The following is a 12,655-nucleotide window of genomic DNA, read 5'->3' as shown; positions in this document are numbered from 1 at the left end:
GCGGCGGCGTCGCGACACTCGCGTGCGACGTCGGCATCAGCATATCCACCCTCCCTTTCCGTACGTGGTCATCGGCTCAGTCGATCACCGCGGCGTCGCGGTCACCACCAGGTTGCTCAGGTAGGTGCGGTTCGCGTAGTCGAACTCGCCCCCGCAGGTCACGAGGGTCAGTCGCGGCGGGCCGGACCGATCGAAGGCGGCCGCCCAGTCGACGACGCCCTTCTCGATGACCTGCGTGGCGTCGACGCCGAAGGAGTGCCGGACGCCCGCGGCATCCGTCACGATGACGAGCGTGCCCGGCCTCGCGTCGCGCAGCTTGGCGAACGGCAGGATCCGGTACTCCAGCGAGTCGACGTGGGCGGCGATCACCGTCGACCCGGACTCGCTCGCCGGAGCGGGACCCCACTGGTACCACGCGGCGACGGACGGGTCGTCGAAGAGCCCCATGTTGCCGTCGCCGTCGAGGCCGACCGGCCGGATCGCCATGTCGATCCCGAGCGCCGGCACCTCGATCCGGGTGGGCGCTGCGGGACGCGCCTGCTGGTCGGCCAGCGACGCGGATCGGCGGGGCACCTCCGGCACGGATGCCGCCGGCGCGGCCGCCGCGGGACGCGACGGCTCCTCGTCGGCCGCCGCCGCGGGCGCCGGAGTCGCCGCCCCCGTCGCGGCGCCGACCCCCGACGGCGCCGCGACGCATCCGGCCAGGAGGCCGAGCACGGCGGAGGCCGCGACCAGGGATCCGACGATCCCGGTCGCGACCTCCGCTCGCTTCATGTGGATCAGCGCTCCGCCTTGGCAGCGGCGGACTTCCGAGCGAAGCCCGCGCCGAGCGCGATCGCCGCGAGGAGCGCCAGGCCCGCAGCGGCCCAGAGGCCGGCCTGCTGCTCGGGCGCGTTGGTGGCGACGAGGCCGGCGGAGCCGGCGGGCACGCCATCGGGGCTCGAGTGCATGCCCGTGACGGTCTGCACCGCGAGGTCGAGGTTCTCGTCCTCGAGGCTGCCCCACGCGTAGACGATGGTCAGGGTGCCCTCAGCGACGTCGACCGGAGCCGGCCCGAGGACGGGCTCGGTCGTGCCGGCGGCGGCGACCGACGCCTCGACCGTACCGGCGGGCAGGTCGAGCGTCTGCTCGTTCGGGTTCTCGAGGCCCTCGATGACGGGCGAGCCGCCGGCCAGGACGTCGACGGCCGGCGCGGCGGCCACGTGGCGAACGGTCAGGCGGCCCTCGCCCGCGGCGATGTCCGAGATGTCGTTGGTGAACAGGTTGGCCGTCGGCGCGCCCGAGGCGTCGAGGTGGGCCACGGCGGTGTAGTTCCCGCCCGCCTCGAGCGGGAGGTCGATCGGTCCGAGCACGGGCGCCGAGGCGTCCGCGGCATCCGGCGCGGTGAGCGCCACCGAGTACGTGCCCGCCGGCAGCTCGAGCGGACCGGCCAGGTCGCCCGGCTGGAAGTCGTCGATGGTGAGCTCGTCGTTGACGTACACGTCGACGGGCGTGTCCGGGATGCCGTGCAGCACCGAGAGCATGGCGCCGTCCTCGGCTGCGTTGGCCGGCGCGACGGCGCCGAACGCGACGAGCGCTCCGGCACCGATGCCGGCGATGAGGATCTTGTTCATGATTCCCTCCAGGTCAGCTCCGCCCGGCGGAGCGGCGATGTGTGCCTTCATCACCTACTTCCGACCGAGCACGGCGTTCGGATGCACCTGAATGGAAAATCGTCGGCGCGGGCATGACGAGGGCCGGCGGACCCGGGGTCCGCCGGCCCTGGTGCGCCGGTCGACGTGGGCTCAGCTGACGCCGAGCAGGTCGATCACGAAGATGAGCGTCTTGCCCGAGAGCTGGTGCCCGCCGCCGGCGGGTCCGTACGCCTTGTGCGGCGGGACGATGAGCTTGCGCCGACCGCCGACCTTCATGCCGGGGATGCCCTCCTGCCAGCCGGCGATGAGCGCCTGCAGCGGGAAGTTGATGGACTGCCCACGGCTCCACGAGGAGTCGAACTCCTCACCCGAGTCGTACTCGACGCCGAGGTAGTGGACGTCGACGGTCGAGCCGGCAGCCGCCTCCGCGCCGTCGCCCACGACGATGTCCTCGATGACGAGGTCCTCGGGGGCCGGGCCCTGGGGAGCGTCGACCTCGGGCTTGCTGTTCGTATCAGTCATGCCCCCATCCAAACGGATGCCGCCCGACGGTTCAATCCGGGACGCCCGTCCACGTGGGTCTTGTGCTGACGGCGAACATCTTGCAGTCTGGTGCCCTCAAAGGCTCGTCGCCCCGTCGAGATGTCGGCATTGCCACATCCACGGGGCGACGAGCTTCTTCCGTCAGCGGGTGCCCTCGTCCATCAGCCGCGAGCGGATGAGGAAGCGCAGGCCCTCCGGCGCCTCCAGGGAGAAGCCGCTCCCCCGGCCCGGCACGACGTCGACCGTGAGGTGCGTGTGGCGCCAGTACCGGAACTGCTCGGCCGACATCCAGAACGGCACGACCCGCCCCGACCCGAGGTCGAGCTCGCCGAGCAGCACGTCGGCCGCGCTCGTGGCGAAGTCGCCCGCCGGGTAGCACATCGGCGCGCTGCCGTCGCAGCAGCCGCCGGACTGGTGGAACATCAGCGGCCCGTGCTTCGCCCACAGCGTCGCGAGCAGCACGCTCGCCGCGGGTGCGAGCTCCACCCGCGGCGAGACGTCGCCCTCGACCGTGACCGACGCGACCACGCGTCCGGCGAGCGCCGCGACATCCGTCGTCTCGATCGTCATGGCCGGCTCCCGATCAGAAGTACCCGAGCGGGTTCTCGCTGTAGCTGACGAGGAGGTTCTTCGTCTGCTGGTAGTGCGACAGGGCCTCCTTGTTGTTCTCGCGCCCGATGCCCGAGGACTTGTAGCCGCCGAACGCCGCGCCCGCGGGGTACGCGTGGTAGTTGTTCACCCACACGCGGCCGGCCTGGATGTCGCGGCCGGCCCGGTACGCCTCGTTCCCGTTGCGGCTCCAGACGCCCGCACCGAGGCCGTAGAGCGTGTCGTTCGCGATGCGGATCGCGTCGTCGTAGTCCTGGAAGCTCGTGACCGCGACGACCGGTCCGAAGATCTCCTCCTGGAAGAGCCGCATGCGGTTCTCGCCCTCGAAGATCGTCGGAGCGACGTAGTAGCCCTCGCTGAGGTCGCCGCCGAGGTCGACGCGCTCGCCGCCGAGGAGGAGCTTCGCGCCCTCCTTCTTGCCGATGTCGATGTAGCTCAGGATCTTCTCGAGCTGGTCGTTCGACGCCTGAGCGCCGACCTGCGTCTCGGTGTCGAGCGGGTTGCCCTGGCGGGCGAGCTTGGTGCGCTCGATCGCGTCGTCGAGGAACGTGTCGTAGATCGACTTCTGGATGAGCGACCGGCTCGGGCAGGTGCACACCTCGCCCTGGTTGAACGCGAACAGGCTGAAGCCCTCGAGCGCCTTCTCGTAGAACGAGTCCCGCCGGTCGGCGACCGACTCGAAGACGATGTTCGGGCTCTTGCCGCCGAGCTCGACCGTCGAGGGGATGATGTTCGCCGACGCGTACTGCAGGATGAGGCGGCCGGTCGTGGTCTCGCCCGTGAACGCGATCTTGCGGATGCGGCTCGACGACGCGAGCGGCTTGCCGGCCTCGACGCCGAAGCCGTTGACGACGTTCAGCACGCCCGCCGGCAGCAGGTCGGCGATGAGCTCGACGAGCACGAGGATCGACACGGGCGTCTGCTCGGCGGGCTTCAGCACGACGGCGTTGCCGGCAGCGAGGGCCGGGGCGAGCTTCCACACGGCCATGAGCAGCGGGAAGTTCCACGGGATGATCTGGCCGACCACGCCCAGCGGCTCGTCGAAGTGGTAGGCGACGTTGTCCTCGTCGAGCTGCGTGAAGCTGCCCTCCTGCGCGCGGATGAGGCTCGCGAAGTAGCGGAAGTGGTCGCTCGCGAGCGGCAGGTCGGCGTTCAGCGGCTCGCGGATCGACTTGCCGTTGTCCCAGGTCTCGGCGACCGCGAGCAGTTCGAGGTTGGCGTCGATGCGGTCGGCGATGGCGTTCAGGATGGCGGCGCGGTGCGCGGTGCTCGTGCGACCCCACGCCGGGGCGGCCTTGTGCGCCGCGTCGAGCGCGGCCTCGATGTCGGCCGCGGTGCCGCGGGCGACCTCGGCGAACGGCCTGCCGTTCACCGGCGAGATGTCGTCGAAGTAGGCGCCCTCGACGGGCTTCACCCACTCGCCGCCGATGAAGTGCTCGTAGCGCGGCTTGAACTGGATCAGTGCGCCGGCGGTGCCGGGCGCTGCGTACACGGTCATCGTGTCTCCTCGTGACGTCGTCGTCATGCCCTCGGAGTGGGGCGTGCGCCACGGTACGGGCGCGGGCGTTGCGGGCCGGTTGCCCGAGGGTTGCAGCCGCGTTGCAGTGGGACGGCGGATGCCGCGGGCGGCGGATGCCGCGGGCGGCCCGCCTCAGCGCAGGGCCGCGTCGATGCGCTCCAGGTGCGCGACGACCGACGCGCGACGCGGCGACCGAGGCGGCAGCACCTCGAGGAGCGCGCGCCAGAGCCCGACGTCGAATCGGTGCTCGTCGCGCTCGGCGAACTCGGCGAGCAGCTCGGGCGACGCGTCGGCGAGCATCGACTCGCGCAGCCGACTCGCGAGCTCGTCGCGGAGGTCGACGATGCCGGGCGCGACCGAGGACGGCAGGATCGGGCCCGGGTACTGCTCGAGCGCCTTGCGGAGCGAACCCTGGCCGGCCAGCTTCGCGACCCGAGCGGCGTCGACATCGAGCTCGCGCGCGAGGCGGTACGGGCGGGACTCCAGCGGCGGCTCGCCGACGGCATCGAGCACGCGTCGCAGGCGCGTGACCTCGGCGCGCAGGGTCACGGGCGAGGCATCCCCCTCGTAGACGAGCGAGGCGAGCCGTTCGGCACCGATCCCGTTCGGATGCCACGCGAGCAGTGTCAGGATCTCCGCGTGCCGGGGGCTCAGCTCGTTGGCGCCGAGCCGCGGCCGCTGCGCGCCGAGCACGGTGAGCGCCGTGCGCGGGGGCAGCACGGGCCGCATGCGGGAGCGCCGGATGGTGGCGTGCACGTTCGACTCGAGGGTCGCGATGCGCAGCTCGGCCTCGACCGCGGCGACGGTCGCCGACACGAGCGAGAGCGTGTGCGGCGCGACGGCGAGGTCGGTGCCGGTGATGTCGATGACGCCGAGGAGGGCGCCGGTCACGGGGTCGTGCACGGGCGCGGCCGTGCAGCTCCAGGGGTGGACGATGCGGTTGTAGTGCTCGGCCCCGCGGATCTGGACCGCCCGGTCGAGCTGGAGCGCCGTTCCCGGTGCGCTGGTGCCGATGCTCGCCTCGGACCAGTCCGCGCCCGCGATGAAGAGCATGTCCTCGGCGCGACGGCGCAGGTGCGGGTCGCCCTCGACGAAGAGCAGCCGGCCCTGCGCATCGCCGACGGCGACCACGAGCCCGGCGTCCTCGGTGCCGTCGACGAGCAGGCGACGGATGACCGGCATCACGGGTGCGAGGGCATGCGAGGCGCGATACGCGCGGAACTCGTCCTCGTCGAGCTCGATGCGCGGCAGCGCGCGGTCGGGGTCGATCGCCCCGCGGATGGCGCGTTCCCACGACTCGCGCACGACGGGGCGGAGGCTGAGCGGGACCACGCCGGTGGCGAGGGCGTCCTCCTGGGCGCGCAGCAGGCGGTCGCGCAGGGCGCTGGGGTCGCTGCCCTGCGGCACCTCGTTCGGCATGGGCACGCCGTCTCCGATCGCCGTCGATCTCCTCGCGGTTGCGGCCAGCATAGACCGGCCGACGGAGCCTCGCTCCTGCTCAGGCCGAGATCGCGGCCCGGCTGCGCGCGACCGCGTCGAGGAGGGCGCGCTCGTCGGCGTGCCGCCGCACGTCGGCTCGACCGGTCGCGATGACGTTGCGCGTGAAGGCCAGCCGGGTGGCATCCGCGATGAACCGCTGCACCTGGGCCGTGCGCGGCGGCTGCTGGGTGCGAGCCCAGGCGAGCGCGGCCCGTCGCCCCGGCCACGTCGAGAGCCCGTCGACCTCGTCCTGGCTGAACCACCCCGCGGCCGCGTACTCCGAGAGCCGCCTGCGCGTCACCCGCTGCTCCTCGCGTCGGAGGAGCACCGTCACGACGATCGCGGCGATGAAGATCGGCACCTGGACGGTGAAGTAGAGCGCGAACGCGTCGGCGAACGCGAGCGAGCCGTTCCAGAACGCGTGCAGCAGGATGGCGGCGGCGAGGCCGACCAGGAACCACGCGACGACGCCCGCGCCGCGACCGCGCCGGGCGGCGAAGCCGATCGCGATGCCCGTGCAGGCCGTGAACAGCACGTGCGCGAACGGGGAGAACAGCCCGCGCACGATGAAGGTCGCGCCGAGCTCGCCCGCACCGCCCTCGAGGAGCGCGACGCCGAAGTAGAGGATGTTCTCGGTGAAGGCGAAGCCCGCGGCGACCGTCGCCCCGTAGACGAGACCGTCGACGGGGCCGTCGAAGTGCGACCGGGCGAGCAGGAAGATGAGGAGCACGCCGGCGCCCTTCGCGATCTCCTCGACGATCGGCGCCTGCACGACCGCCTGCAGCGCCTCGTCGGTGGTCGCGCCCCCGGGCGAGGCGAAGGCGGCGAACAGCTGCACGCCGAGGTCGACGACGAGCGCGATCGCGACCGACACCGCGGCCCCCCAGAGGAAGGCGAGCCAGAGCGCCCAGCGCGGTTCGGGTTCCCAGCGGTCGATCCAGCGGACCGCAAGCAGGACGATGGCGAGCGGCACGAGCGCGACCAGCGTGCCGACGGCAACGACGGAGGCGCCGAGCGCGATCGCGAGGTAGCCCGCCACCAGCAGCGCGACGAGGCCCGCCACGGCGATGAGCACGACGATGGCGGCGCCCGCGCCCAGGCCGTCGCGCGTCCGACCGGGGGTCCGATGCGCGAAGGCGGGGTCCGCGGCGGGCGGGCCGGCCGGGTTCAGGTGACCGTGCGGATCGACGGGGGGCGGAGGCGTCAGGCTCACGGCGGAAGCCTAGCGATCCGGACCGTCGGTCGGCGGGAACATCGCGCCCGGGTTCAGGATGCCGGCCGGGTCGAACACCGCCTTGATGCGGCGCTGCAGGTCGACCGACGCGTCCCCGAGCTCGTCGGCGAGCCACCGGCGCTTCAGCACGCCCACGCCGTGCTCGCCCGTGAGGGTGCCGCCGAGGCGCACGGCGGCACGGAAGAGCTCGTCCGCCGCGGTCCAGATGCGCTCGGGGACCTCGTCGCCCTCGAACACGAAGTTCGGGTGCAGGTTGCCGTCGCCCGCGTGCGCGAGCGTCGGGATCTCCACGCCGTGGCGCGCGCCGATCCGCGCGATCTCGCGGAACATCTCCGGCAGCTTCGAGCGGGGCACCGCCACGTCCTCGATGAGCACGTTCCCACGCGAAGCGAGCGCCGGGTGCATCGCGCGGCGGATGTCCAGGAGGCGCTCCCCCGTCGCGGCGTCGGTCGACCGGTCGACCCGCCCGCCCGACTCGGCGAACACGCGCGCGATGACGGCGGCCTCGGCCGCCGCATCCCCGGCGTCGCACTGCGCGAGCAGGAACGTCTCGCCCGGGGCGAAATCGGCCAGCGGAGTGCCGGCGAGGGCCTCGGTGCCGAGGTGCTCCGCGACCCGGGCGAGCCCGACGGGGTCGATGAGCTCGAGGATGGCGGGGCGCACGCGGGCCGCGGCGACCCCGCCCACCGCGATGCCCGCCGACTCGACGTCGGGGAAGGCCGCCGCGACGGTCTCCACCGGACCGCGGACCACCGGACGCAGGCGCAGGGTGGCCTCGACGATCACCCCGAGCGTGCCCTCCGAGCCGGTCATGAGCGCCGTCAGGTCGTACCCGGTCACGCCCTTCACGGTGCGGTGGCCGGTGCGCAGCAGGCTGCCGTCGGCGAGCACCACCGCGAGCCCGAGGACGCTCTCGCGGGTCACGCCGTACTTCGCGCACAGGAGCCCGCCGGCGTTGGTGGCGATGTTGCCGCCGATGGACGAGATCGCCCGGCTCGCCGGGTCGGGCGCGTACCAGAGCCCGCGCTCGCGCGCGGCGCGGTCGAGGTCGCCGTTCAGGACCCCGGCCTCGACGACGGCGAGCTCGTCGACGTCGTCGAGCTCGAGGATGCGATCCATGCCGGTCAGGTCGAGGACGATCGCGCCCGCGCCGGCGATCGCGCCCCCGGCGAGACCGGTGCCGGCGCCGCGCGGCACGACGGGCGTGCCCGTCGCCGTCGCGATGCGCATGACCTCCTGCACGTCGGCGACGGATGCCGCGCGCACCACCGCCAGCGGTCGCTCCGGGCTCACCCAGCCCGAGCGGTCCGCTCGGACCACGTCGAGGAGCGGGCCGTCGACGGCGACGGCGTCGCCCAGCGCGGCCAGGAGGCGGGTCCGGACGTCGTCGTGCATGCCGCCAGCGTATACGCGACACCCATGTCCGATTCCCGCTACCAGACGTCCGCCGGCCGTGCGAGCCTTGAACCGTGATGTCGCCGACCGCAGCACCCGTCCGACCCCGCTCGGGCGATCCGTTGGACGACCCGGCGTTCGCCGAGCGCTACCGCGCGATGCGCGCGCGCGATGCGCGGTTCGACGGCCAGTTCATCACCGGTGTGCACTCGACCGGCATCTACTGCCGGCCGAGCTGCCCGGCCACCCCGCCGAAGGCCTCGAACGTGACCTTCTACCGCACCGCGGCCGCCGCGCACGAGGCCGGGCTGCGCGCCTGCAAGCGCTGCCTGCCCGACGCGGTGCCGGGCTCGCCCGAGTGGGACCTCCGCGACGACCTCGCGGCTCGCGCCATGCGCCTGATCACCGACGGCGTCGTCGAGCGCGACGGGGTTCCGGGCCTCGCCGCACGACTCGGGTACACCCCGCGCCACCTCACGCGGGTGCTCTCCACGGAGCTCGGCGCCGGGCCCCTCGCGCTCGCCCGGGCGCACCGGGCGCAGACCGCCCGCGCCCTGCTCGTCTCGACGTCGATGCCGATCTCCGACGTCGCGTTCGCGTCCGGCTTCGGCAGCATCCGCCAGTTCAACGACACGATCCGCGCCGTGTACGAGCGGAGCCCGATCGAGCTCCGCGCGACCGGGACCCGGGCGAGCTCGCGACGGCACCGGGCCGACGAAGCCCCGCTCCCATCGCCGGAGGCGGGCGTGGTCCGGCTGCATCTGCCCGCCCGACCGCCCTTCGACGCGGCAGGCGTCTTCGCCTGGCTCGCCGCCAGGGCGGTCGCGGGCGTCGAGCGGTCCGGGCCGGACGGGTTCGAGCGCACCCTGGCCCTGCCCTCCGGCCCGTCGCTCATCCGCCTCGCCCCGGCGGTCGGCGCGACCGGGGCCGTCGGGCTCGCCGTCGAAGCGCGACTCGCCGCGCTCTCCGACCTCGCCCCCCTCGTCGCCCGGGTCCGCCGGCTGTTCGACCTCGACGCCGACGCCGTGGCGATCGACGAGGCCCTCTCGGCAGATCCCGCGCTCGCGCCGGCGGTCGCGGCCGTGCCGGGCATCCGGCTCCCGGGCGCCCTCGACCCGCACGAGCTCGTGGTGCGCGCACTCGTCGGCCAGCAGGTGTCCGTCGCATCCGCCCGCACCTCGCTGGGCCGCCTGGCCGAGGCGCTCGGGGAGGTCGTCGACCTCGACGGGCCGCGGCGCATCTTCCCCACCCCGCAGGCGATCGCCGCCGAGGGCCCCTCGGTGCTGCGCGGACCCGCCGCACGCGTGCGCACGATCGTCGACGTGTGCGGCCGGATCGCGTCGGGCGAGCTCGTCGTCGCCCCCGAGCGGGAGCGCGACGAACTGCGCGCCGACCTGCTCGCCGTCCCGGGGATCGGCCCCTGGACCGCCGGCTACCTGGCGATGCGGGTCACGCGGGAACCCGACGAGCTGCTCGTGTCCGACCTCGCGCTGCGCAACGGGGCGGCCCGGCTCGGACTCCCCTCCGAGGCCCGCGCCCTCACGGCGCGCGGCGCACGATGGGCGCCGTGGCGCAGCTACGCGTCGATGCACCTCTGGCGCGCGGCGGCATCCGACTGATCGCGTCGCACGGAATGTCCGGGCCGCGGTTGTCGACATGACGGTGCATCCGGTCCCGGTCGTTGTACATCCCGCACAGCGGTACCGGGATACCGGTCGATAGGCTGGATCCGTGAAGTTCGCGCACCTCCGAGTCGACGGCCAGTCCACCCCCCGACTCGCGACGGTCCTCGGAGACGACGCGCTCTTCCTCGACGAGATCCTCGCCGACGCACCTCGCGACCTGCAGGACCTGATCGAGCGCGGATCCGAGGCGCTCGACCACGTCCGGTCGGCCGTCGACACCGCGGTCGCCGCGGGAGCGTCGACGACGCCCGTCGCCGACCTCCGCCATTCGTCCGCCGTGCTGCGGCCGGCGCAGGTCCTCGCCATCGGGGCCAACTACGCCGCGCACGCGTCCGAGCTCAAGCTGCGGTCCGAGTCGGCGATGACCATCTTCTCGCTCTGGCCGAACTCCCTCACCGGGCACGGGCAGACCACGGAGTGGGCCGGCGACGTGGCGACCCAGGTCGACTACGAGGCGGAGCTCGGCGTCATCATCGGCACGCCCGCGAGGAACGTGTCGCCGGTCGACGCGCTCGACCACGTCTGGGGCTACACCGTCGTCAACGACATCACGGCCCGCGACATCCAGTTCAGCGAGGCCCAGTGGTCCCGATGCAAGTCGTTCGACGGCTTCACGCCGACCGGGCCCGTCGTCGTCACGGCCGACGAGGTCGCCGATCCCCAGGACCTCTGGCTCACGACGAACCTCGACGGGCACATCCTCCAGGACGCGTCGACCAACGAGATGGTGCGCAGCGTCGCCGAGATCATCTCGTACCTGTCCAAGACCGCGACGCTCCCGCCGGGCACGCTGATCTCGACCGGCAGCCCCGGCGGCGCCGGCTACAGCCGGAACCCGCAGGTGTTCCTGAAGGACGGCTCGACCGTCACGGTGACGATCGAGGGCATCGGCTCGCTCACCACTCACTGCCGCGTGGTGTGAGCGAGCCGACCCGGCGCCTCAGTCGCTGGGCTCGCCCTTGCGCTCGACGACCCCGATGGCCTGCGTGATCGGGTGCACGCCCGAGAGCCGCGAGGGCGAGAGCTGCCGCGTCACGTCGTCGCGCGTCATCAGTCCCGCCTCGACGACGAGGTCGGCGACCGGCCGTCCCGTCGCGAGGGCCTGCTTGGCGAGCTTCGCGGCCTCGGTGTAGCCGATGAACGGGATGAGCGCCGTGATCACGCCGACGCTGGAGGCGACCTGCGCCTCGAGCCGCTCGGTGTTGGGCGTGATGCCGTCGACGCAGTTCACCCGCAGCGTCCAGCAGGCCTGGCGCATCCAGGTGATCGACTGCAGGAGCGCATGGGCGATGACCGGTTCGAACGCGTTGAGCTGCAGCTGGCCGTTCTCGGCGGCCATCATGACCGTCACGTCGGCACCCGCCACCGCGTAGGCGACCTGGCTGACCGCCTCGGGGATCACCGGGTTCACCTTGCCGGGCATGATGCTCGAGCCCGCCTGCTTCGGCGGGAGGTTGATCTCGCCGAGGCCCGCCTGCGGGCCCGATGAGAGCAGGCGGAGGTCGTTGCAGATCTTCGACAGCTTGATCGCGCTGCGCTTGAGCGCGCTCGAGAACGTCATGAAGACGCCCGTGTCGCTCGTCGCCTCGACCAGGTCGGGCGCCGTCTCGAGGTGCTGCCCGGTGATCTCGCTCAGGTGGCGCACGACGGCCGCCGCGTACCCGGGGTCGGCCGTGATCCCCGTGCCGATCGCCGTCGCGCCCAGGTTCACCTCGGACAGGAGCTTGATGGTCTCGCGGAGCCGCGCGATGTCCTCGCCGAGCGTCGTGGCGAACGAGTGGAACTCCTGCCCGAGCGTCATCGGCACCGCGTCCTGGAGCTGCGTGCGCCCGACCTTGAGGACGTCGTGGAACTCGCGGCCCTTGCGACCGAAGGAGATCCGCAGCTGGTCGAGCTGGATGAGCATCGTGGTCAGCGACGCCGTCATCGCCAGCTTCAGCGCCGTGGGGTACGTGTCGTTCGTCGACTGGCTGCGGTTGACGTCGTCGATCGGGTGCAGGACGTCGTAGCGCGCCCGGGCGTAGCCGCCGATCTCGAGCGCGACGTTGGTGATGACCTCGTTCGCGTTCATGTTCGTCGACGTGCCCGCGCCGCCCTGGATCACGCCCACCACGAACTGGTCGTGGAACTCGCCGTCGATGATCCGCTGGCAGGCCTCGTCGATCCAGGCCTGCTTCTGCGGCTCGAGCGCCCCGAGCTCCTTGTTCGCGCGCGCGGCCGCCTGCTTGACCTGCGCCAGCGCGACGACGAGCTCGGGGTAGACCGAGATGGGCCGCTTCGAGATCGGGAAGTTCTCGAGCGCGCGCATCGTGTGCACGCCCCAGTACGCATCGGCGGGCACCTCGACCGAGCCGAGCGAGTCGGTCTCGGTGCGGGTCGGGCCGAGGTGGTTCGCAGCGAGCGCCGGGTCCTCCGCGGATTCGCTCACGGCGGTCGGGTGGGATGGTCGGATCGTCGACACGTTTGGCTCCATCGCCTCTTCGGATGCGCGGGATCGCCGCGCCGGGTTCGTGTCGAGCCTACTCGCGGCCCCGTCGGCGCTGTTCGCCGCCGCTGC

At 72.9% G+C, this 12,655-nt stretch carries 11 protein-coding genes; 2 read left to right on the top strand and 9 right to left on the bottom strand.

All coding sequences use genetic code 11. The features are described from left to right. Window positions 1-84: 84 nt before the first annotated feature. From ACUY4T_RS12925 to ACUY4T_RS12890, 8 genes are all read right to left on the bottom strand, one after another. Entirely contained in the window at window positions 85-774 is a 690-nt protein-coding gene (locus tag ACUY4T_RS12925) for a class F sortase (RefSeq protein WP_446019371.1), read from the bottom strand. A 5-nt stretch (window positions 775-779) separates the two neighbouring features. Beyond that, on the bottom strand, window positions 780-1,613 hold the full coding sequence (locus ACUY4T_RS12920) for a DUF4397 domain-containing protein (RefSeq protein ID WP_446019370.1): 834 nt from the start codon (window positions 1,611-1,613) through the stop codon (window positions 780-782). 171 nt (window positions 1,614-1,784) lie between these two features. Continuing rightward, a complete protein-coding gene (locus ACUY4T_RS12915) occupies window positions 1,785-2,156 on the bottom strand; it encodes an FKBP-type peptidyl-prolyl cis-trans isomerase (RefSeq protein WP_446019369.1) in 372 nt (123 codons plus the stop codon). 162 nt (window positions 2,157-2,318) lie between these two features. Beyond that, complete coding sequence (locus ACUY4T_RS12910) at window positions 2,319-2,747, bottom strand: DUF779 domain-containing protein (protein WP_446019368.1); 429 nt, start codon at window positions 2,745-2,747, stop codon at window positions 2,319-2,321. A gap of 13 nt (window positions 2,748-2,760) precedes the next feature. Then, window positions 2,761-4,284 (bottom strand): acetaldehyde dehydrogenase ExaC, encoded by a 1,524-nt coding sequence (exaC, locus tag ACUY4T_RS12905; RefSeq protein ID WP_446019367.1) that lies wholly within the window; start codon window positions 4,282-4,284, stop codon window positions 2,761-2,763. Window positions 4,285-4,437: 153 nt separating this feature from the next. Continuing rightward, complete coding sequence (locus tag ACUY4T_RS12900) at window positions 4,438-5,724, bottom strand: GAF domain-containing protein (RefSeq protein ID WP_446019415.1); 1,287 nt, start codon at window positions 5,722-5,724, stop codon at window positions 4,438-4,440. A 79-nt stretch (window positions 5,725-5,803) separates the two neighbouring features. Further along, a complete protein-coding gene (locus ACUY4T_RS12895) occupies window positions 5,804-6,997 on the bottom strand; it encodes a PrsW family intramembrane metalloprotease (protein WP_446019366.1) in 1,194 nt (397 codons plus the stop codon). 9 nt (window positions 6,998-7,006) lie between these two features. Beyond that, window positions 7,007-8,413 carry an FAD-binding oxidoreductase gene (locus tag ACUY4T_RS12890; protein ID WP_446019365.1) on the bottom strand — a complete coding sequence of 469 codons (1,407 nt, stop codon included), beginning with the start codon at window positions 8,411-8,413 and terminating at the stop codon, window positions 7,007-7,009. Window positions 8,414-8,490: 77 nt separating this feature from the next. Here ACUY4T_RS12890 and ACUY4T_RS12885 point away from each other — a divergent pair, with 77 nt between their 5' ends. Both ACUY4T_RS12885 and ACUY4T_RS12880 read left to right on the top strand, forming a co-directional pair. Beyond that, on the top strand, window positions 8,491-10,032 hold the full coding sequence (locus ACUY4T_RS12885; RefSeq protein ID WP_446019364.1) for a DNA-3-methyladenine glycosylase 2 family protein: 1,542 nt from the start codon (window positions 8,491-8,493) through the stop codon (window positions 10,030-10,032). 112 nt (window positions 10,033-10,144) lie between these two features. Continuing rightward, window positions 10,145-11,020 carry a fumarylacetoacetate hydrolase family protein gene (locus ACUY4T_RS12880; protein ID WP_446019363.1) on the top strand — a complete coding sequence of 292 codons (876 nt, stop codon included), beginning with the start codon at window positions 10,145-10,147 and terminating at the stop codon, window positions 11,018-11,020. Window positions 11,021-11,038: 18 nt separating this feature from the next. Here ACUY4T_RS12880 and ACUY4T_RS12875 read toward each other — a convergent pair whose 3' ends face one another. Beyond that, a complete protein-coding gene (locus ACUY4T_RS12875) occupies window positions 11,039-12,571 on the bottom strand; it encodes an aspartate ammonia-lyase (RefSeq protein WP_446019362.1) in 1,533 nt (510 codons plus the stop codon). Window positions 12,572-12,655: the final 84 nt, after the last annotated feature.

The organism is Agromyces arachidis, from assembly GCF_052805135.1.
The sequence above is the reverse complement of the archived record's forward strand: the minus strand, read 5'-3'. Positions and strand labels throughout refer to the sequence as shown.

Excerpts from the sequence above, each read along its gene's own strand:
- ACUY4T_RS12915 (WP_446019369.1), bottom strand. The coding sequence starts at position 2,156 with ATGACTGATACGAACAGCAAGCCCGAGGTCGACGCTCCCCAGGGCCCG.
- exaC (WP_446019367.1), bottom strand. The coding sequence starts at position 4,284 with ATGACCGTGTACGCAGCGCCCGGCACCGCCGGCGCACTGATCCAGTTC.
- ACUY4T_RS12885 (WP_446019364.1), top strand. The coding sequence starts at position 8,491 with ATGTCGCCGACCGCAGCACCCGTCCGACCCCGCTCGGGCGATCCGTTG.
- ACUY4T_RS12875 (WP_446019362.1), bottom strand. The coding sequence starts at position 12,571 with ATGGAGCCAAACGTGTCGACGATCCGACCATCCCACCCGACCGCCGTG.
- ACUY4T_RS12890 (WP_446019365.1), bottom strand. The coding sequence starts at position 8,413 with ATGCACGACGACGTCCGGACCCGCCTCCTGGCCGCGCTGGGCGACGCC.
- ACUY4T_RS12925 (WP_446019371.1), bottom strand. The coding sequence starts at position 774 with ATGAAGCGAGCGGAGGTCGCGACCGGGATCGTCGGATCCCTGGTCGCG.
- ACUY4T_RS12920 (WP_446019370.1), bottom strand. The coding sequence starts at position 1,613 with ATGAACAAGATCCTCATCGCCGGCATCGGTGCCGGAGCGCTCGTCGCG.
- ACUY4T_RS12900 (WP_446019415.1), bottom strand. The coding sequence starts at position 5,724 with ATGCCGAACGAGGTGCCGCAGGGCAGCGACCCCAGCGCCCTGCGCGAC.
- ACUY4T_RS12910 (WP_446019368.1), bottom strand. The coding sequence starts at position 2,747 with ATGACGATCGAGACGACGGATGTCGCGGCGCTCGCCGGACGCGTGGTC.